The sequence below is a fragment of the Nostoc sp. PCC 9305 genome (genome assembly GCF_963920915.1).
Classification (GTDB): Bacteria; Cyanobacteriota; Cyanobacteriia; order Cyanobacteriales; family Nostocaceae; genus Nostoc.
Genome location: NZ_CAWUDN010000028.1, coordinates 15914 through 37466 on the forward strand (window position 1 = coordinate 15914; position 21553 = coordinate 37466).

The window sequence follows — 21553 nt, forward strand, 5'->3', positions numbered from 1 at the left end:
CGCGTCTGTACAAGAATTAGGAGTAGAGACGCGATTAATCGCGTCTCTACAAGAGTTAGGAGTAGAGACGCGATTAATCGCGTCTGTACAAGAGTTAGGAGTTAAAAGTTGGATAATTGGGAATTTTTTCTTTCGTGGTGGGTACTCTGACTTATAAGAGGTTAAAAATAAGTACAGGTCTGCTATTAATGTCTGAAAAATACCTATTTTCTCATTGGTTAAATTTATTTTGTCAGGTAACACTCGGTGGCTGTTCTGCATTTTTGCTCTTGGCTGCACCGACAATTACTAATTTCCCAGTCAGCAAGCTGCTGGCAGAAACTGCAATTTCTCAGGATCTCGAAGCAGCTAGCTTTTTCCAGCAAGGAGTTACGCGCTATAACCGCCAAGACTTACAAGGTGCAGAATATGCCTTTCGCCAAGCGTTGCGGCGAGATCCTAACCTTGGAGCAGCACGAAATTATCTCGGTAATATATTGATAGAGCAAAATCGCCTGGATGAAGCTTTACAAGAATTTACAGAGGCGATAAAACTTAATCCCAATTCTAGCGAAGCTTATTACAACTTAGGGTTAGTGTTGCACCGACAAGGAGAAAAAGATGCAGCAATTACCGCTTATCGCCAGAGCTTGGTGATAGATTCCACAAGGGTGGCAGCGCTGTATAATCTGGGTTTGTTGCTATACGAACAAGGAAAGTTAGAGGAAGCGATCGCTGTATACCAAAAAGCAATTAATCTAGATAGCAGCAATGCCAATGCTTATTTTAACTTAGCGATCGCCTTGCAACAACAAGGTCAAATCGAGCCTGCGATCGCCAATTATCGCCAAGCTTTGAAGCTAGATCCTAAAAATGCCACAGCTTACAGCAACATGGCAAATTTGCTAGCAATGCATGGTCAAGCTCCTGAGGCTATTTCTGTTTATCGGCAAGCTATTCGCCTAAATCCGAAAAGCGCCTCAGCTTACTATAACTTGGGAGTAACTTTATATAACCAGGGCGAGTTCAAAAAAGCCAGTGGAGTTTTGAAACGCGCTCACAATGAATATCGCGAACAAGGCAACATTGAACAAGCCCAGAAAATTGAGCAGCTAATGCAGCAAATTGCCCAGAAAAGTGGGCAACAGCAACCTCAAGCCAGTCAAACAGCTACTCCTTCTCAGAGTTCAGATTCTACAGTACAAACACCTGAGCCACAGATGCCAAATCAACCAGAAACGTCCGCGAACCCTGGCGATGTACCTGTCTCAGTTGAACCAAAATCCACTTCAACAAGTCCCTGACAATAAAAACTCAGAGTTAAGGCGATTTGCCCTCATCCCCCAACCCCTTCTCCCAATTTTGGGAGAAGGGGAGCGAATTTCAAAGTCCCTCTCCCAAGCTTGGGAGAGGGCTTTTGATTCATGCAATAAGTCTATTCTCTACTGGAGGTTAGTTTTGAGTAAAAGTTGCACACGGCATAACTCCTAACTCTTAATTCCTAACTCCTAACTTTTTTAAATCGGCAAACGATTAATATCTTTATTGCAACCAATAACAACCATTGCTGAACCACGCTCTAAACGCTTGGTAGCATCAGGATTAATTTGAAATTTTCCATCCTGGCTTACTGCTAGCAAATTTAAACCGTAGCGGTTACGAAGTTGCAGTTCAGTGATGGTTTTGCCGTGAAATTCATCAGGCACAATCAACTCTACAATACTATTATCTGGGTCAAGGTCAAACCGATCTAGAATTGCTGGTTTGGTAAGAGTACGCGCTAGGGCACAACCCGCTTCATACTCAGGAAAAACAACATGATCTGCTCCTACTCGCCGCAAGAGTTTACGGTGAACTTCACTAGAAGCTTTAGCAACTACATGAGGTACACCAGCCTCTTTCACATTTAGAGTGGTTATAATACTTTCTTGAACGTAGTTGCCAATTGCAACAATTACAGTATCAAATTCAAAAATTCCAGCTTCTTTGAGTGCGGCTGGTTCTGTAGAGTCTAGTTGCAAAGCATGACCAACTATTCCCTCAGTTAATGCTTCTGAAACTCGTTTTTCATCAATATCTGTTGCCAGCACTTGATAACCAAAATTGTGCAGTGTGGAACAGACAGACCTTCCAAAACGACCTAACCCAATTACAGCAAATTGCTGGTTATCTTTACGTAAACTGCGAAAAAAACTTAATGATGACAGATTCACCCTTTTTATCCTTATGATGGCTCCCTGTATTTAGGGCAAAAAACGGTTATACCGCTTGAATTAAAAATTTTATTTTTTGCCTTAGAATGTATATTTTATCAGTTTGGGCATTGGTTATTTTTTCTCTCGCACTCTGTATGCACTCTTCTCTAACTATCCCACAAGTAAATTTTCTTCAGGATAGTGAATTCTAGTAGGACGGGGATCTCCTAGTACAGCAGACATCAGTAGCAAAACACCTACTCTTCCAACGTACATAGTGACAATTAAGATCACCTTTGCTGCTGTAGAGATAGTTCCTGTAATGCCTGTAGAAAGCCCCACCGTGGCGAAGGCTGATACCACTTCAAACAAAATTTGGATAAAATCTAATGTTGGATCTGTGAGGCTAATTAAAATGGTGGCGAAAATCACGGTCGCTACCGAGCCTACTAACACACCTACAGCTTTCAAAATTAAAGTTATTGCTATCTTGCGATCGTACAACAAAACTTCTTCTTTCCCCCGAAGAATCGTTTTTGTACAACTGGTTAGAACTCTCAAAGTGGTTGTTTTCATCCCTCCTCCTGTACCACCTGGACTTGCACCAATAAACATCAGCGCAATCGTAATAAATAGACCAGCCGTAGTCATTTTGCTAATATCAATGGTGTTAAAACCAGCAGTTCTGGGAGTAACTGATTGAAACCAAGCTACTAATATCTGGTCGTGGAAATTTAGAGAGCCAAATGTTTCAGGATTTCTGATTTCTATACAGAAAAAGGCTACTATTCCGATGACTAATAATATAATGGTTGTACTGGTTGCAACTTTGAAATCCAGAGTAAATACTTGGTGCTGAGTTTTTTTGTGAATGCGATCGCGCAACCAAAGATACATTTCCAAAATTACCTGATAGCCAATCCCCCCAAATATAATCAACATAGTAATGGTGAAGACTACTAAGAAGGATGACTGATAGCCAATTAAGTTATCTTTAAATAAACTAAAACCAGCATTATTCCAAGCATTGATGCTATGGAAAATCGCTAACCAAAGTCCTTGACTCCATCCATACTCTGGAACAAAAGCTGGTAAAAGTAAGAAAACTCCGGTAATTTCAAAAATTAAAGTTGTGGCAATAATTGAACGGATAACCTGGGAGCTACCACTCATCCCTGGTCGGTCTAAAGCTTGTTGAATGGCGATTTTTTGCCGCATATCAAACTTACGACCAATGAGCAAAATCAGAAATGTGGTGGTTGTCATGTAGCCCAAGCCGCCAATTTGAGCTAGTAGGGCAATAAATAACTGACCCCAAAAGGAAAAATAAGTACCAGGATCGACTACTGATAAACCTGTGACACAAACTGCGGATGTGGAGGTAAATAGTGCCACAATCAGGTTATTCCATGTACCATCGCTAGTTGAAAAAGGCATCATCAGCAGGATAGTACCAACAGCAATGACAGCCAGAAACCCCAAACAAATTGTGCGAGCGACAGTCATAATTAATTCGTAGTTCGTAATTCGTAATTCGTAATTAAGAAAGTTAGAGTAAATCTAGGTTTACAATTCTTTTATATGTAGGTTTTTTTGGGATAATTGGTATAAATTCGGCTCAGAAAACTTTATTAAGGTAAAACTGAGAAATTTTTCCCAGGAGGATAAATCTCGGTTTAGCTTCTCTGGAAGTAAAAATACCCTTATTTAATTAAAAACATACATGGTAGCCTACCAGTATGTTTTTTTTTGAATTCTACTTCGTCTCAATACTACTTTTTTCATGAGTGCAACACTTTACCAGCAAATTCAGCAGTTCTACGATGCTTCCTCTGGTCTGTGGGAACAGATTTGGGGCGAACACATGCACCACGGCTACTACGGGGCTGATGGCAGCCAGAAAAAAGACCGTCGTCAAGCTCAAATTGATTTAATCGAAGAACTGCTCAATTGGGCGGGGGTAGAAGCAGCAGAAAATATCCTTGATGTCGGTTGTGGCATTGGTGGCAGTTCTTTATATCTGGCTGAAAAGTTTAATGCTAAGGCTACAGGAATTACTTTGAGTCCTGTGCAAGCTGCCAGAGCAACAGAACGCGCAACGGAAGCGAATTTGAGTCTGAGAACTCAGTTTCAGGTCGCCAATGCTCAAGCAATGCCCTTTGCTGATAATTCTTTTGATTTGGTTTGGTCGCTGGAAAGCGGCGAACACATGCCAGATAAAACTAAATTTCTCGAAGAATGTTATCGGGTGTTGAAACCTGGTGGCAAGTTAATTATGGTGACTTGGTGTCATCGACCGACTGATAAGTTACCACTGACGGCAGATGAGGAAAAGCATTTGCAGGATATTTATCGGGTCTATTGTTTGCCTTATGTGATTTCTTTACCAGAATATGAAGCGATCGCACGTCAACTTCCATTAAACAATATTCGCACCGCCGATTGGTCAACCGCCGTCGCCCCCTTTTGGAATGTAGTCATTGATTCGGCATTTACTCCCCAAGCACTTTGGGGCTTACTCAATGCCGGTTGGACTACTATTCAAGGGGCGTTATCACTGGGGTTGATGCGTCGCGGTTATGAGCGCGGGTTAGTTCGGTTTGGGTTGTTATGCGGTAATAAGTAGAAACGTTATTTGAGAGAAAACCGCGCTGTTTTACCACAGCGCGATCGCACTACAATTTAAAAAATTCAATGACGGCTAATATCTACCTTCAGAAACCTTACTTTGCTGTGAAATTGCCTATAATGCCACCAGCCTCGAGCGAACACCTAAAAAGTGTACCTGTTTCGCTATTCCCATCAGGCCCATCATATACATAAAGGTTGCCTAGATTCAGGGTTTGCCAATCTTTTGGCCCAGAAGTAGTATAAACTTGAGAACCAATCGAAGCACCGTTTCCAACACCATTAATCGAAACTGTTTGACACCAGCTATTACTCCCATAAAGTCTGACTGACGTTGGGTGAGAACCTGGTGACAGTTGCAGGGTTCCTACTACTTGAACACTGTAAGTGCAGTTATTGATAATTCCCCCATAACTCGAAGTGCTTAAACATGAATTGTCTTGGGGAAAGGAATTCTTCATAGTAGCTCCTGGCCCCGTTACTGCCAAAGCTTGATTCGCCACTAAGCTTATGACACCAGCCAACATACTCACTAAATAACCTTTTATAAAAAAGCGCATTATTATTAACTCCAATTTTGTAACTTATTTCAGTTTCATGATTGAATTTACCTAAGAATTAAGCACGTTTTTGACAAAGTTATTCTGTCGTTACAATACTTTTTCATAACTTTTTCATATAATATTTAAGCTGTCAAAGACTTTGGAAATAATGATAATCAAAAAGAGGCAGAGGAGTGTTACCGAAAATCACATCCTCTTCCTCTCCATCACACGATTATCATTTTCACTAAGCTTACTTTGAGTATTTTAACTCATTGACAAAAAGCGCTTTTTATTAAAAAGTCGCGGATGCACTTGTAGAGACGTTGTATTGCAACATCTCTACATACTACTAAATCCCACTAATAACCTTAACTAAGCGATAATACCAATTTAATGTGAAGTTGCAGATATCTTGATCCCCCTAAATCCCCCTTAAAAAGGGGGACTTTGATAGACGTTTTTCCGGTTCCCCCCTTTTTAAGCTACCGTGTATACACAAGTCCTAAAAACCTAGCTTGATAGGACTTTCCTCGTTCCCAGGCTCCGCCTGGGAACGCATTCATTGAGTCAAAGACTCAATGTCTGACAGGAAGCAGCAGCCCCTAAATCAGGCATTCCCATGCAGAGCTTGTGTTCGAGATAAACGAAAAAACAATGGAAAATCAAGCTTTTTTCGACTTGTGTATACACGGTAGCCTTTTTAAGGGGGGCTAGGGGGGATCAAATTCTATGCAGCTTCATAAAGAATTGGTATAAGGAATAAGAGTTACAGAGAGTTCTTGCCTAAGTGATAGCTTAGATAAGGGAATTTAGGGTGAATTTCATTCAACGACTGTTACCGAAGCCCCTTCATTGGATGGAGGTATACCGGGTAATTCAAGACAGTATCCAGCACCATACACTGTCTTGATATAGCGGGGATGGCGGGGATCTGGTTCTAGCTTGGTTCGCAAGTGGCGAATATGCACTCGAATCGTTTCTATGTCATCATCAGGATCGTAGCCCCAAACTTCTCTGAGGATTTCGCTGGGAGAAACTGTTTGACCGTGGCGTTGCAGCAAGCAGTGAAGTAGCTCAAATTCCAAGTGAGTCAATTTCACCGTCTCATTGAACCATATTGCCTCAAATCTTTCGGGAACGAGGGTTAATGAGCCATAGTTGAGAATCTCACTGTGCTTTGCGGCTTGGGGAATCCGGTCAGTCCGCCGCAAAAGTGCCCGCACCCGCGCCAGCAGTTCTTCAACTTCAAAAGGTTTGGTGAGGTAGTCATCTGCGCCAGCATTAAAGCCTTCCACCTTGTCCTGAGTTTGGCTCAAAGCCGTCAACATTAACACGGGAATCTCAGAGGTGCGATCGTCGCGACGCAGGCGTTGGCAAACGGTAAACCCATCTACTCTGGGCAACATTAAATCGAGCATGATCAAGTCTGGTTGCAGCTGGAGAGCCAGCGCTTGACCTTTGATGCCGTCTTCAGCTTGACTAACATCGTAGCCAGCCATTTCCAAGTTGACGGCAACTAGTTCTGAAATCGCTGGGTCATCGTCTATGACAAGAATCCTCGGCATTCTTTAAAATTATTGCTACTTATTAAGGATAATTAACAACCTTTGATAGATACAAAGATTTTTGAATCGATTCTAAAAAAGTTTCTAAATCTTACATAAATATTAAGATTAAATGACTGTGAAATCAAGACTCAATTACACGAAATCTTATAGTCTATGATGTGTTATACTCCCCCCTACAATCCGTCTTGGTTTTTACAAAACGGTGTGATGATGACTGTATACACCGCTTTGTGGGGAAAACGTAACTGGCAAAGTACTACTAAAGACCCAGAACCGTCTTATCACGAGAAAATCTTTATTGGTGGCCAAGGTGTGCCAATTTTTGGCTTGGTTGCCATCCCGGAAAATGCTCACAGCACGATTATCGGTACTTATGGCATTACCGGAGAATTAAAAACAGAATGGTTTTTGAGAGTGCTGGGACGTAAAGCTTATGCTCAAGGGTATGCTGTGGTGTTATTTGATTGGCGTGCCCACGGGAAAACAGCCGAATTATCGCCGACTCTCACCTCTGATGGTTTGTATGAGGGGGAAGATTTTGTTCGCATCGCTGCCGCTGCGAAGGCAATGGGATGTCCGGGAAAATTTTGGTTTACAGGGTTTTCTTTAGGGGGGCAATTGGCGCTATGGGCGCTGAAGGTGGCTAGTGAGGTGATTAGGGAACATGGAGATTTAGGATTAGAAGATGGCGATATTGGTGGTGGTATGGTGATTTGTCCGAGTTTGGATTCGGAGCGATCGCTATCTTATCTGGTTACAAAGCCCTTTGGCAGATATTTGGAAGCAGGGATTGCCCAAAATTTAAAAAAACTGGCGTGGCGGATTCATGATGCCCATCCTGGAAGCCTTGACCCAGAAGCGATTGAACGGGCGAACAGTATTTGGGGTTTTGACAATGAACTGGTAATTAAGCGACTTGGTTTTCCTTCTGTGGAAGCATATTACCAAGCTAGTAGTGCTTTACAAATATTGCCGCAAATCTCGAAACCGACTTTGATTTTATACGCTGCTGACGATCCACTTTTTGACCCAAGTATCATACCGGAATTAGAAGAAGCGTGCGATCGCAATTCCGCAATAGATTTGTTACTCACTCAATACGGCGGTCATGTTGGCTATTTGAGCAGCAAAGAGTGCCAGCGTCAAGTGAACGATTCTGATCCTTGGTGGGCATGGAATCGGGTTTTACAATGGTTGGAGGAAAAACGAACACAGTAGTAGGCGAGAAAATATTCTAGTTGCTAGGATACTCGACGGATGGAGTCGTATTGTTTGGAAGTCCAAAAAATTGAACAGATTAGCTTGTTTTCACTAATTGTCCTAAATAAACTATTGCAATAGAGAGGATGGCATTTACTGATAAGCTACCACAATATTATTGGTAAACCAGCAATGACAGAAGCAACACCTGTCCAGAGAGTAAAGCGCTCAACATCGACTTCATCCAAAGCAACGCTCATTTCCTTAATTGATAATAGTAGCGCTGCCAGTAGCAGCACAAAGAAGGCAAAATACTCCAAATTAATAATCATTCATCCTCACTATGTTCTAGAAAAAAGTAGCTCTAATAGGTTTTTAACAAGCTTTGGCAAGGTGTTTTTGTTCCATATTTAACATTTTGCTAGAAAAGTGATTTACCAGTGAAGAGATATCAACTTCAGATAACCAAATCATCGTTTCATAACCAACGCGACCCATTTCTGGCTCTGGCCCCATAGGCATCTCCACCAAATATTCCCAGCTACCTGACTCAAATCGGTAGTTGTTGATGATACCTTCCCCACCCATAAACTTTACTTTTTGACCTTTACAAAGCTTCGGTACTAGTAAAACACTTGCAGACATTTCTCGTAATTCCTTGGAATAATACTGTAATAGCTAATGTTGTAGCCAAAAGAAAATTTATTATTATCTGTCAAGGGTTTTAACGTATTGTCTTTCAGAGGGTTTAGCCTTGAGTTAAGGCTCGTACATCTAAAGTAAGAAAAATAGCACGTAAATATAGAGCAATAAATCACGATATTAGTCAGCAAAAGCGATAAGCCTGACGGCATGGCTACGCTTACCGCACTGGTCGGGCGCATAGTATAGTAGCGCTAAAGAATCAAACCAGATCCACCGTAATCGTCGTAATTAAACAAACTACTAGATTAAAACTACCTTGACTTTTTGACTCAATGACCGCTTCTAATGATATTTGGCTACCTGCACCGACAGATTTAACTTTGTTACAGGATGAGATTCATGTCTGGCGTATAAATCTTGACCAACCAGAAGTACAGTTGCAAAGTTTAGCAGCAACTCTTTCCAGTGACGAAACGGCTCGTGCTGAACGGTTCTATTTTCAGGAACATCGACAGCGTTTCATTGCTGGTCGTGGTATTCTCCGAACTATATTAGGTCGCTATTTGGGTATCCAGCCCTTACAAGTGCAGTTTAATTATCAACAGCGTGGCAAACCAGTATTAGCAGATACATTTGCCGATAGTGGACTGGCGTTTAACTTGTCTCATTCCCAAGGGCTGGGTTTGTGTGCAGTGAATTGTACTCGCTCAATTGGTGTAGACCTAGAATATATTCGCCCGATGTCTGATATTGAAGCTCTTGCCAAACGGTTCTTTTTACCGAGAGAATATGATATGTTGCGATCGCTATCTCCCAACCAACAGCAAGAGGTATTTTTCCGTTACTGGACTTGTAAGGAAGCTTATTTAAAAGCAACTGGAGACGGACTATCCCAGTTAGAGCAAGTTGAAGTATCGCTGACTCCCACAGAACCAGCTAAGTTACAGATAACTGAAGACTGGAGTCTATTTGAACTAGTACCTGCAAACAATTATGTTGCTGCTGTTGCTGTAGAGAATTTTGGCTGTAACTTAAAGTGTTGGCAGTATTGATGTTGATTAAGCTCATCTCCTGGCTCAAACAAGAGAGATTTTGCAGACAAATGACCAATGACCAATGACAAATGACAACCTGCTTACTTATCTTCTTGCATATTTCTCACAATTTTTGTCACCAGGTTTCTGGGTACAAATCTGACGCATTTTGCCAGTAGTTTATTCATAAAACCAGGAATGACAATGGTTTGACCCTTCATTAAGGCGCGATAACCAATTTCGGCTACTGTTTGTGCATCCATCATCTTTTTGCCCTTGAGCAATTTGGAGTCAGCCATTCCCGTTCTTTCATGAAACCCCGATTCTGTTGAACCTGGGCAAAGAACTGTCACAGTGACACCTGTACCTTCTAATTCATTAGCGATCGCTTCAGAAAAAGATAAGATATAAGCTTTAGTAGCAAAATAAACCGCCATCAAAGGCCCTGGTTGAAACGCCGCAGCCGAGGAAACATTTAATATTTTACCTTCACCTTGCTTGACCATGTGTTTCACGAATAGCTTAGTTAAATGGGTGAGGCACACCAAATTTACCTGTAGCATTTCCAGTTCAGTCGCTAAATCTGTTTCGTGAAATAATCCATAGATACCAAATCCAGCATTATTTACTAGTACATCAACATTAATATTGGCGAGTTGCAACTCCGTGAAAATTTCTTCAGGAGCAGTTGATATAGATAAATCCTTGACGATAGTTTTGACAAGATTTCCGAATTCTTTTTGGAATTTAGCTGCAATTTCTACTAGCTTTAGCCCGTTTCTGTCTACTAAGACTAGATTGTAATCATGAGTGGCAAAAAGACAGGCTAATTCGTAGCCAATTCCACCGGCTGCCCCAGTAATAAGAGCAGTCTTTTTGCTCTGACTTTGATGTGTTTTGTTCATGTAAAAATATTGGTGAATTCAACTTGATGAAGCTGCCTTGCATTTACAGTGGTTCTCGTTCTAGAATTAAGTACGCGTAATATTTGAACCGACAATAACTGTCTTGAGTTATTATCCTTTCAAATGATTGTGGATGCCTTGGATAGATGTAGCAGTCCAAACGTAAATTTAGGACTTATACATCGAATAAGTGGAGCATTAAAGAAGTTTGATTACTTCAAACTACTATCACTGGCTTTTGATTACTTACAAAAGCCAGCAGGCAAAATCAAACTTTTATGCCCGACACTAACCATTCTATCCTCAATTGCTTCTGTCAAGGGGTGAATCCTGAAAATTTACATTATTGAGCATAAAAAAACAGGGCAATTATATTGCCACTGTTGGTATATAAGTTGTTGTTGGCATCTGAAATATTAACTATTCAGCAGTACTGAGTTAAAAAAAAAACGACTAAATAAACTTGTTTTGTTGTAGTTGTAGGGTGTGTTACGGCTTCCGTAACGCACCGAAAGTATCCGGGATAGTGCGTTACGTTCCTAACACATCCTACGCAACTTTTGAACTCCTAAGCGAGATTCAAGAAACCACTTTGAATCAAGTAGGCGGTATAAGTCATAAACAATTGAGAATCAATTGGAGGACAAGCAATAGAACTACCTGCCAATGCATGAAGAGTATCTTGGCAACTAATGTGAGGTCTTCTAGCTTGTAAATACAAATCAGGAATAGTTAGTTGTTCATCAGACCAACGTTCCAGCAAAAATGGTCGCAGAGTGTATAAAGGATTGTCAGCAGAAGTGACATTATTGATTAACTCTGATTGCCATTTTTCGTAAGGAATCATCTCAACTGAATAACCAAAAGAGCGTATCCACTCAACTAGCATTTTCAAAGCGGCGGGTTGGGGATGTTGTAAATTGAAAGCCTTACCTATAGATTCTTTTTGGCGTGATAGATAAACAATCGCTTTACTTACATAGTCTACAGGTGACATATCCAACATATAATCTACATCAGGGAAATATCCCATTTGTAGACAGCCCTTGGTCATCAAATTGATAAAGTCATGTGTGTTACAAATTCCTGTTTTGCTATCACCTGAAATCAGTGGGGGTCTATGGATAGTTACAGGCAGTCCACGGTCACGAGCAATTTTAACTAACTTTTCAGCTACCCATTTTGTTTGTGAGTAACCAAGATAAATACCTTCCCAATGATTGAATTCATCCTGTTCTTTAACAACCTTGCCAGCATAAGCAGTGGATTCAAAAACAGCAACACTAGAAACGTAATGTACAGGCTTGACTTTAACTTGACAAGCCAATCTCAAAACTTCTTGAGTTCCTAATACATTGGCTGTTTTTAGTGCAGAGTATGGAAAAACATAATTCAACAAAGCAGCACTATGATAAATAGTATCAATATTTGCAGCTAAAATTTGAAACTGTTCTGAACCAATACCTAACAATGGTTGAGATAAATCGCCGACAATCGGAATAATTCTGGAGGTAAATTTTTCCTGCCAAATTGCATACTGTTCAAGATTTTTTTGGAGTTTGCTTTTGCCTTCTTCGGCATTAGCAGCACGCACTAAACAATAGATATCCGCATTAGTTTCTTGTAGCAATTCCCGGATGATAAAGGCTCCTAAAAAGCCCGTTCCACCAGTTAAAAAGATGTTCTTGGGTTCACCTATAGCTACATTAGATGCAGCGCCGGGATGAATGGTGGGGTCAAGAACAGCCTCAGCACCTAAATCTAGAACAGAGGGGGCAGTATTGGCATTGGAGGCTACTACCTTTGTATCTTGAACTGGTGAACCTTCTTGCACTTCTTCAGCTAAACGCTGTGAAAGAGCCTCAATATTTGGGTAATGCCACAGCAGCAACGGAGAGGGTTGAAATCCGAGCAACTTTTCTAAGTTACTTACTAGAATCATTGCTTGGGCTGAATCCAACCCATAGTTTTCTAAATGTTCTGTGACATCTATTTCATCAGTTGCGACTCCTAGCAACTTAGCTAAGTTAGATACCAAAAATACTTGAATATCGTCTGCTGTGAAAGACTGTTTTATAGTCATTTTTAAATCTCCAACAATGATGTAGAACGAACAGGGTGATATTGACTGTAATAATCGGAAGCTTGCAGTCCTTGAATTTTCAAATTTTGAACACGGTACAAAAAGGCTGCACCAGTCATAATTTGATTAGCAACATCAACTACACCACGATTATTTGGTTCAGACAGGTAAGAACCGCGTACCCAGTCATTGAAACCGCCCATTGCCGGGCCACACCAAATTTGATAATCGACTTCTCTACCTTTTTCACCAGAACTCGACCAGCGAGAAGATAATCCTAAATACCAACGGAAAATCAATGCCATTTTTAGTTTAGGATTATTGACTGCTTTCCCAAGTTTTTCAGGATTCTTTTGGGATAAATAAGCCGCAGTTCCTTCCCATACTTCGGCAATAGTTTTGCGAAAAACTTGCTTTTCTAATTTCTCTCTTTCTGCAAGGGGGATGCTTTCAATGGAATCATAAGCGCGATAGAGTTCAAATAATTTCTGCGCTCGCATGGGGAACATTGTACCCCGTTTGAGAACTTGCAATTTGACTCCCATTTCAAACATATCTGCTGCTGGAGCCATTATCATATCAGCCATTTCTGCTTGGGCTAATAACTTTTTGGTATGTTCGCAAGCCCCAGATTCAACACATGACTGATTGATGGAACCGGTCATTATATAAGCAGCACCCATCATAAAGGCTGCTAATGCTGATTGTGGTGTACCAATTCCCCCTGCAACGCCGATTCTAATGGGTATTTGGTAATGATATTGTGCTTGAATTTCATCCCGCAAGGCAATAATAGAAGGTAACACACAAACCAAGGGACGGTTATCTGTATGACCTCCAGAATCAGCCTCGACGGTAATATCATCAGCCATTGGAACTTTAGCTGCAAGGGTTGCTTGTAACTCAGTAATTAGCCCTTGTTCAAGAAGTTCTTTGAGTATTCTCGCTGGTGCTGGTTGCAGAAATTTAGTTGCAACTTCTCGGCGAGAAATTTTGGCAATGATTTTATTTTTGATTTCAATTTGATTGGCGCTATTCAATCCCAATCCAGCAACACGGTAATAAACAATGTTGGGAGTCAAGTCGAGAAATGCAGATGCTTCTACTGTTCTCACTTGGTATTTGAGGTATAAATCTACAGCGCGGCGTTCAATCGCAGGTTCGTTGGGGCTGTGGATTAGATTAAATGCATAGGGCCCTTGAGGTAAAGCTTCTTGGATGCGATTTATGGCTGCTTCCAAACGTTCTGGAGTTAAACCACCTGCACCAAAGGAACTCAAAATTTGCTCTTTTCCAAGTGCAATGACCATTTCTTCGGAAGCAATTCCGCCAGCCATTGCGCCGGTAACGTAGGCATATTTCACTCCATGAGAGGAGAGAAAATTCGGATCTCCAAATTGTTGAATGCGGATTGGTGCTGCAAATGTTAGCAGTTCTACTTGTGCTGTTGTGCCATTATCACCAGGGGATAAATAACCCTCATTAGTGACACCGATTTTTCCGGCAACTTTCACGATGTAGCAGGGTTTATTTAACACCATCAATTTATCTTTGATGGTTTGTTTTTCAAAAGATACAGTTTCTAAAGAACCTTTCCAAACCTGGTTTTTGTTATATGACCAAGTGGAGAAGTTAAGACCATTATCGTGTTTACTTAGTACCGTATCTACGGTTGTCACGGTAGTTATCCCTCGGATTACAAACAATGGATGATAAAGTTGAAGGGTGTTGACTCTGTTAACGAACCGCAGAGGCGCAGAGGGCACAGAGTAAGAGAGTAATACCAATTCTCTGGGAGATGCACGTAATAATTTTTAAACGAACCGCAAAGGGCGCAAAGAGCGCGAAGGAAGAGATAAGTTAAGAATTAAGCGGTGCAACTTGAGAGAGAATTGGTATGAGATATTAAGATTCTTCGTTAAGCAAGTTTTGGGCGCAAGCTAGTTGCAATTGAATGATTTCGCTCATTTGCTGACTGTAATCTTGTCTAGCTTGTAAGAAGGCTGTGTGTGCTTTAGTTATCTTTGAATTATTAGCATTGAGCTTTTGATACTGGGTCTTATTTAAATCGAACATGCTGATGATGCTACTAATTTTTTGAGTTCTGACGGGTGGGAAAGAAACAGGAATTGGCTGTCTAATTGCGCTTAACTCAGAAGATTGTAATTGTTCTCTCGGTTGAAAAACGTTATCAATGATATTTTTCAGTTTTACTTCTTCTGGCTGAGGCAAGATGTTAGGGGAATGACTTTCTTGTTGGGTTATGTGGGTAGAAGTGTTAAGAAAATCTGTGATTTCAGATTGCTGAAGATTAGGTATCTTTGGATGCTGTATTTTGAAACGTTCGCTCCTAAGATCCCCAGCAAAATCTTCAACAAGTTTGCGATTTTTTTCGCTCAAAATTGTAGCAGCGATCGCTTTTCCACCCAAGGTAACTGTTCTCAATGTTGCTTTATTTGAATTAGCAGTGTCTTGGGCTTTGCTATACAGTGGTGATAAATCCACGTTCACCTGATGACTGAGTAGTTTTGCTAATGCTTTGACCATTGAAGCATGGTCATCCATTCCTCTACGATTTAGAGAGACTGTGATATGTTCTTTGCTGCCGAGGATTTTATCAATCCATCGTGAACAAACACTACCTGCGCCTGCTTCTAAAAATATTTTGACCCCATCGCCGTAGACACGATTTACTAATTGCGGAAAATCAAGTTCTTGGCACAATCCTTTGGCGATGTTGTGCGCGATCGCATCACTTTCAAGTACAATCGGTTGATAGTCGGCGGCAGAATAAAACACAATATCGGGGAGACTTTGCGACGGTAATTTGTTTACCTTCTTGATTTCCTCGAACTGCGATCGCATCGCTTCACAATGTATCACATGGTCGAAGGGAGCGGGGAAAGAATTGCAACCTAAAGTTGTAATTACTCGCTTACAGGCGGCATCATCACCAGCAATTAATACTTCTTCTGGTGTGTTGATTTGAGTTAAGTAGACGTGATTCTCATGTTTCAGGCATTCTCTCACTTGAGATGGAGTAGCCATGAGAACATAGGTATTCCAAAAATTGTTGTTTGGTGAATCGGTTAATCCCCAATATTCACGCACAGCATTTTTTGGCCCAGATAATTTATCGCCAAATAGAGGTGATGAGTTTAAGGTGTTACTTCCACCTTCAAAATCACTCCAAACTCCTTGGGCAACCATCATACTAGTTTCACCCAAGCTATACCCAAATACAGATTGCGGCTTGACTTTAAAATCATCTCGGAAAATTGCCGTCATGTATCTAGCAAAGGCGATTTCACTTTCAAACATTGCCAGGGAATCATCTAACAATTGCTTTTCGAGTGTTTCTAGTTGCCTGGTTGTCAATTTAGGTAAGCTTCTGGGATAAACTAGCTTTTCAACATCGGCAGCCCGATTGTAGAGATTGTTACTTTTTAAGTCCTCAAAAACTTTAGGAAATAAGCGGAAGACACTGCGACCAATGCCAATATAAGAATTGACTGCTGCGGGGTAAACATAAGCAACTGCTCCAGTTTTACCCAATGGTTTTGCTGTGAAATAACTACCTAGAGGTGTTTGCCAATCTGTGCCGTTTTCAAAGGCATTATTTATACCTTTGCGGGCAGATTCAATTTCTTTGAGTAAATCTTTTGTGTTACGTCCTGTAATTGATAAGACGTATTTTGGATTAGAATGCTGTTCAAAGGTAGCAAATGTTTGGCTGGCGGTAGCTGATAAAGAAGAACTAGCTTCTATGGTATTTTGGAGATTGTTGAGAAGATCGGAGATGGTGGTGCGATCGCTAACTGCGATGGGAAACAGATGAAAAGGCATTTGCTGCAAATATCTGTTATCGCGCTCTTCTTGGCTGGGTTCCTCCGATAAGATTAAATGGGCGTAACTCCCATCTATACCCATGCTATTAATTGCTGCTATTCTGCGTGTGCCGCCTTTATCGACAAACCAAGGTCTTGATTCCATCGCCACATAGAAAGGGCTACCTTCCCATACTTGCGGTGTTTTGACACCAGACCATTTGGGTGTGGCGGGAATATACCTGTAATATAGACAGAGAGCAGTTTTGATTAAGCTAGCAATTCCTGATGCTGTATAGGTGTGGCCGATATTGGATTTAACGCTGCCCAATGCACAATGCAAACCGTTGCCCACTTTTGGATAAGCTTGCAGTAAACCTGTGATTTCCGCTTCATCCTCCTGGGGAACGCCGCTACCGAAGACTTCCACATAGTTAACTTCTGTGGGCTGAATCTCCGCCATCTCGAAAGCTTGTTTGCAGACATTGCTGATAGCTGAAGCATCAGGTTTTACTAAAGCGTCACTCAAAGTAGAATTACCTTGTGCGAAACTCATAGCATCAATTACTGCATAGATGCGTTCATTGTCTTCTTTAGCAGCTTCGTAACGCTTGAGGACGACAGCACCCGCACCTTCACCAACTGTCCAGCCATTAGCTTGTTGGTCAAAACCCAACGTATTGACACCCGTATTAATTGGTGCAAATTGGCTGCGGAATAAGACATTTTCCACACCGCCTGCTAAATCTACCGCACCCACAACCACCGCGTCTACTTCTCCCGTAGCGAGTAGCATTTGGGCAACTTCCAACGCTTTGAGGGCAGAATTTTCGCCAGCGCTGACGGTGAATGCAGGGCCAGTGAAATTCCATAAAGCAGAAATCCGACTTGCCATGATGTTGGCGATGTGACTTACATATTCGCCGATTTCTACTGGTTGGTGAATGCTATCTTTGACAATGGTTTCTAGTTGCGCCAGCTGTTCAGCAGGTAGAGAAATTCCTTGGTTGAGTAAGCCATCCTTAACTTGCCAAGATAAATTCCATCTTTGCTGTAGCTGATGCACAGAGAATTCTGTCTCGGCGGCAACAATCACAGCCACATTGCTACCCTCCTGTAGTTTCGCATCTTTGACGGCGCGATCGCTAACTTTCAGAAGCAACAATTGTTGTGGATTTAACTTCTCGATTTCATTCGGAGGGATTTTGCACGATAAAGTATCGATTTCAAAATCCTTGATATATGCCCCTACTGGTGCTTTCCCGTCTGTTAAACCGTACTCTTTCAGGACACTTTCTTGATTTTCTATACCGTGCCATCTTTGAGGTGGTAGGGAAGTAAAATGCTGTGTTCCATCATAAATACTACGTTCAAAAGCATCCAAACCATTGCAGTTACCAAAAAAGGCATCCATGCCAACAATAGCAATTTTGGTAGGTGGAACAGGCGGAATTGATTCAACTGATTCTGTTGTATTTCCTTGTTCTAAAATCAGGTGAGAATTAGTACCGCCAAAACCAAAAGCACTGATAGCTGCCCGTTTAATTGGTGCGTTATTATTAGGCCATGCCGTAGCTGTTCTAACAATTTTATCGGCGGAAATTGTACCATTTTCTGATGTTAAAGGTTCCGAAACATTCATGGTTGCTGGAATTACACCATGAGACATACTCAAAATCACTTTAGTCAAGCCAACCATGCCAGCAGCAGTTAGCAAGTGACCAGTATTTGCCTTAGCAGAACCCACCAGAGGAGCAGCTTGATTTTGACCAAAGAATGTTTCGATGGAATTGAATTCGGTTGTATCTCCTAGTAAGGTGCCGGTGGCGTGACACTCTAGATAATCGATAGTTTTGGGACTAAAATTCGCCTCATTATAGGCTCGTTCAAAAGCTAGGACTTGTCCTTTAGGATTTGGACTAAGTAAATGTTTACCCTTGCCATCATTCGAGAGTCCATTACCGCAGATAGTGGCGAGAATATTATCACCATCTCTAACGGCATCAGAATATCTTTTCAGCATCACCATCCCAACACCATCGGCGGGGATTAATCCTCTAGAGGACTTATCTAAGGGGCGGCTAATGCCGTTTTCTGCATACCCTTGAACACCGGAAAATAACATCCGCACGAATAGGGAATCTGCACAACTGATGGCTCCAGCTAACATAACATCAGCTTTGTGTGACCATAAGTAATGAGATGCTAGTTTAATCGCATAAAATGATGATGAACAAGCAGCATCCAAACATAAATTAATCTGGGATAGAGATAGTGCTTGAGCAACGATAGATGCTGGTAAGCCAGATATCATCGCATTGTACAAAGATGCTTTGGTTGCACTTGGTAAAGCAGCTAAATCAAAATCTTCATCCTGCAAAAGTTCTCTGACAGCAGGATTAATAGCTTGCTGGTAAATTGGAGAGAATAATTGATTAGATAATTTTGTCGGGAATGACAAATTACCTAAAATTACGCCACATTTTGCTAGAACAGTTTGATTACCCCAATAACCACTCTGTAAAATTGCTTGTTTAGCGGCATACAATGACCATTTGAAGGTATTATCTAAACCAGCAACAAATTCTGATGGTAGATTGTATTCGGATGGATTAAACTGGAAGTCGCGGATGTAACCGCCTTTGAGAGAATAGGTTTTGTCTGGTGTACCTTTGACTGGATTGTGAAATATTGTCGGATCTACTCCGATTTCTTCGACGGTTGCAGAGGATGTCGAATCTTTTTGATTAACGATGTTTTGCCAGTATTCTTCAGGATTCTTTGCATCGGGGAATAGGCATGACAATGCGATAATGGCTATTTTTTCCACGATTTATATGCTCCGAGTTTGGGTATTTAGCAAGAGATAATTAAAAGGCAGGATTTACGCTGTTCCCCAAACTTTAAACGAGGCAAGTTATAGCAATCCTAAGATTAAGCTAGCTTGGATAGTTTACAGTAAAGACTTTATTCCTTAGTACAAGATATCTAGCGAACTCTCTGCGAACCTTTGCGTTTCCCTTTGCGCCCCTTTGCGTTTAAAATTCAACCCTCAATTCGCCACGATTTCACACAAATCTGTACTTATAAAACAAGGACTAAAGTCCTTACTACAAACTTGAAACTTGAAATATTCCTAGCTTCTAAGCATTTTCATTGACCAAATAATGGCATGAGCGCCGAGCATTCGTGAGTATATTTTTCCTTGGCGATCGTGTATGATAAAGTTTGCGATCGCACTACTTGGTGTCTTAGCTAGTACTTCACAAGAAACGTAAAATGTTTCGTTATGTGGTATCGCTTCAAATTGTTCAAATTTTTCTACTTTTCCAGGTAAACAACCTTCTTCATGAAAGTGTTGTGTCCAAATCCATAAGGCGTGCATACTCAAGTCAGTGGTATAAGGATTTACCCATTGGACTGGGAATTGTCCTTGTTGCTGTGGTGTGAGTTCTGGCCAAAGACATTCTGTAGTAATTTTTTCAGGGCTGATGTTTAAGACTCTCTTAACTTCTTGAAAACCGGGGCCGTGAAATAATGTAGCCCCACCATTTTGGTAAAATGCTTTTCCTGTAGCGGTGATGATATTATCTTCTTCGAGATTAAGAGATTCATAAGTTGGTGCAACTGGGATTTCTCGCTGGAGATTGAGTTGAGCGCTAAAATGAAAATGGATTCTGCCTTCTGGATTTTTACTCGAAATTCTGGCTTTAAGTTCGATTCTTTCAAGATTAACTTTAGAAACTTCTTCTATTTCTAAAAGATGTTCCTTTGCCAATGTTTCATTGAAAGTAATCCCCTTCAAAACTTTGAAATCTTGGTAATTAAACAACCGATAACCGGGATATAATTGCTCACAAGCATTGATAATCCAGGTCATTGCACAAGTTGCTGGTAAAACTGGAGAACCAGCAATAGTATGATCGTGTAAAAATGGATTAGCCTCCAATGTCATTTGGCGACGAATACGATAGGTTCTTAGTTCTGAATCTAACTCTACCGCAAGTGGAACAAGTGGACTACCAATAACAACTTGTGCGGTTGCATGATTGGTATTATCCATTTCCTTAACCAGCATTTGTGCCCCAACTGCAATGGGAATTATATCAATTTTTCGCTCTTGAAAAATCTTCTTTAATTCTGCTGTCACCATCCCACTATCCCAAGCGCCCCAGTTGATAGCGACTACATGACATGAGGGATAACTTTGCTTAAATATATGGGCTGATTTATTCAGAATTTCATTTGCGATCGCATAATCAGATTGTCCGGGATTTCCGTAAAAACCTGTTACTGAAGAGAACAAAACTAAATGCTGAAGTTGATTAGGGTTGACGCAAGTTAGCAGGTTTTCTAAACCTTGAACTTTGGCGGTGTAAACCTTTTCAAAATCCTCTTCTGTTTTCTTTTCAATTAACTTATCAGCCAAGTTTCCCGCGCCGTGGATGATTCCTGTAATTGGGCCGAGATGTTGTACAGCAGTGGCAAGTTTTTCTTGTAAAGCTGGCGTATCTGTGACATCGACGCTGATATATTCTGCTTTAGCTCCAGTTTTTTCAATTGCTGCTAGAGTCTTTTTAATTTCACGGCTAGAGGTAATTTTGTTATATATTTTTTGTACATTCATGGGTGTGGGCTTCTCTCCTTGAGAAAGAAGATTTTCCATGATGCATTTTTTCAATGCGGAGTCATCAGAGTTTTGAGCATAATCTGGCTCGGTTTCTAATAGTTCGGAGCGACCGAGGAGGATGAATTTGCAGGGTTGCTGTTGGGCTAATCTGATAGTACACTCAGCCGTAATCCCTTTTGCACCGCCGCTCACGACAAAGACAGATGATGGACTAAGCTGGGCTGTTTGTGTCATAAATCCTCTGGGATTAATTCGTAATTCGTAATTCGTAATTCGTAATTAAAAGATGCTCTCTTATCTCTTTCTCTGTGTCC

The 21553-nt window shown here is 41.1% G+C and carries 15 protein-coding genes; 4 read left to right on the forward strand and 11 right to left on the reverse strand.

All coding sequences use genetic code 11. From position 1 onward, the window contains the following. The first annotated feature begins 188 nt into the window (after window positions 1-188). Entirely contained in the window at window positions 189-1283 is a 1095-nt protein-coding gene (locus ACM0OX_RS12700) for a tetratricopeptide repeat protein (RefSeq protein ID WP_414515212.1), read from the forward strand. 213 nt (window positions 1284-1496) lie between these two features. Here the strand turns inward: ACM0OX_RS12700 and ACM0OX_RS12705 are convergent, their stop codons facing one another. Then, window positions 1497-2192, reverse strand: a complete 696-nt coding sequence (locus ACM0OX_RS12705) for a potassium channel family protein (protein ID WP_292726573.1) — start codon at window positions 2190-2192, stop codon at window positions 1497-1499. Between the two features lie 153 nt (window positions 2193-2345). Beyond that, complete coding sequence (locus tag ACM0OX_RS12710; protein ID WP_414515213.1) at window positions 2346-3680, reverse strand: TrkH family potassium uptake protein; 1335 nt, start codon at window positions 3678-3680, stop codon at window positions 2346-2348. A 277-nt stretch (window positions 3681-3957) separates the two neighbouring features. Between ACM0OX_RS12710 and ACM0OX_RS12715 the strand changes: the two genes are divergently transcribed. Next, complete coding sequence (locus ACM0OX_RS12715) at window positions 3958-4800, forward strand: methyltransferase domain-containing protein (protein ID WP_414515215.1); 843 nt, start codon at window positions 3958-3960, stop codon at window positions 4798-4800. A gap of 97 nt (window positions 4801-4897) precedes the next feature. Here ACM0OX_RS12715 and ACM0OX_RS12720 read toward each other — a convergent pair whose 3' ends face one another. Together ACM0OX_RS12720 and ACM0OX_RS12725 are read right to left on the reverse strand one after the other, a co-directional pair. After that, window positions 4898-5362 carry a hypothetical protein gene (locus ACM0OX_RS12720; protein ID WP_414515217.1) on the reverse strand — a complete coding sequence of 155 codons (465 nt, stop codon included), beginning with the start codon at window positions 5360-5362 and terminating at the stop codon, window positions 4898-4900. A gap of 806 nt (window positions 5363-6168) precedes the next feature. Then, window positions 6169-6912 carry a response regulator transcription factor gene (locus ACM0OX_RS12725; RefSeq protein WP_104905330.1) on the reverse strand — a complete coding sequence of 248 codons (744 nt, stop codon included), beginning with the start codon at window positions 6910-6912 and terminating at the stop codon, window positions 6169-6171. Between the two features lie 156 nt (window positions 6913-7068). Between ACM0OX_RS12725 and ACM0OX_RS12730 the strand changes: the two genes are divergently transcribed. After that, a complete protein-coding gene (locus ACM0OX_RS12730; RefSeq protein ID WP_414515218.1) occupies window positions 7069-8133 on the forward strand; it encodes a YheT family hydrolase in 1065 nt (354 codons plus the stop codon). A 146-nt stretch (window positions 8134-8279) separates the two neighbouring features. Here the strand turns inward: ACM0OX_RS12730 and ACM0OX_RS12735 are convergent, their stop codons facing one another. Beyond that, window positions 8280-8447, reverse strand: coding sequence for a hypothetical protein (locus ACM0OX_RS12735; RefSeq protein ID WP_229555359.1), 168 nt, complete (start codon window positions 8445-8447; stop codon window positions 8280-8282). A gap of 43 nt (window positions 8448-8490) precedes the next feature. Beyond that, on the reverse strand, window positions 8491-8760 hold the full coding sequence (locus ACM0OX_RS12740) for a hypothetical protein (protein WP_414515220.1): 270 nt from the start codon (window positions 8758-8760) through the stop codon (window positions 8491-8493). A 332-nt stretch (window positions 8761-9092) separates the two neighbouring features. On the opposite strand from ACM0OX_RS12740, the gene hetI reads away from it, so the two are divergent. Further along, window positions 9093-9812, forward strand: a complete 720-nt coding sequence (gene hetI / locus ACM0OX_RS12745; protein WP_414515222.1) for a 4'-phosphopantetheinyl transferase HetI — start codon at window positions 9093-9095, stop codon at window positions 9810-9812. Window positions 9813-9895: 83 nt separating this feature from the next. Here the strand turns inward: hetI and ACM0OX_RS12750 are convergent, their stop codons facing one another. From ACM0OX_RS12750 to ACM0OX_RS12770, 5 genes are all read right to left on the reverse strand, one after another. Further along, on the reverse strand, window positions 9896-10699 hold the full coding sequence (locus ACM0OX_RS12750; RefSeq protein WP_414515223.1) for an SDR family NAD(P)-dependent oxidoreductase: 804 nt from the start codon (window positions 10697-10699) through the stop codon (window positions 9896-9898). 568 nt (window positions 10700-11267) lie between these two features. Beyond that, entirely contained in the window at window positions 11268-12782 is a 1515-nt protein-coding gene (locus tag ACM0OX_RS12755; protein WP_414515225.1) for a thioester reductase domain-containing protein, read from the reverse strand. Window positions 12783-12784: 2 nt separating this feature from the next. Beyond that, complete coding sequence (locus ACM0OX_RS12760) at window positions 12785-14461, reverse strand: PfaD family polyunsaturated fatty acid/polyketide biosynthesis protein (RefSeq protein WP_414515226.1); 1677 nt, start codon at window positions 14459-14461, stop codon at window positions 12785-12787. A gap of 226 nt (window positions 14462-14687) precedes the next feature. After that, window positions 14688-19439: a PfaB family protein gene (locus tag ACM0OX_RS12765; RefSeq protein WP_414515228.1), complete on the reverse strand. Its 4752-nt coding sequence runs from the start codon at window positions 19437-19439 to the stop codon at window positions 14688-14690. Window positions 19440-19745: 306 nt separating this feature from the next. Next, the gene (locus ACM0OX_RS12770; RefSeq protein WP_414515230.1) at window positions 19746-21473 is read right to left on the reverse strand and encodes an SDR family NAD(P)-dependent oxidoreductase; all 1728 of its coding nucleotides are present in this window, start codon (window positions 21471-21473) and stop codon (window positions 19746-19748) included. Between the last annotated feature and the right edge of the window lie 80 nt (window positions 21474-21553).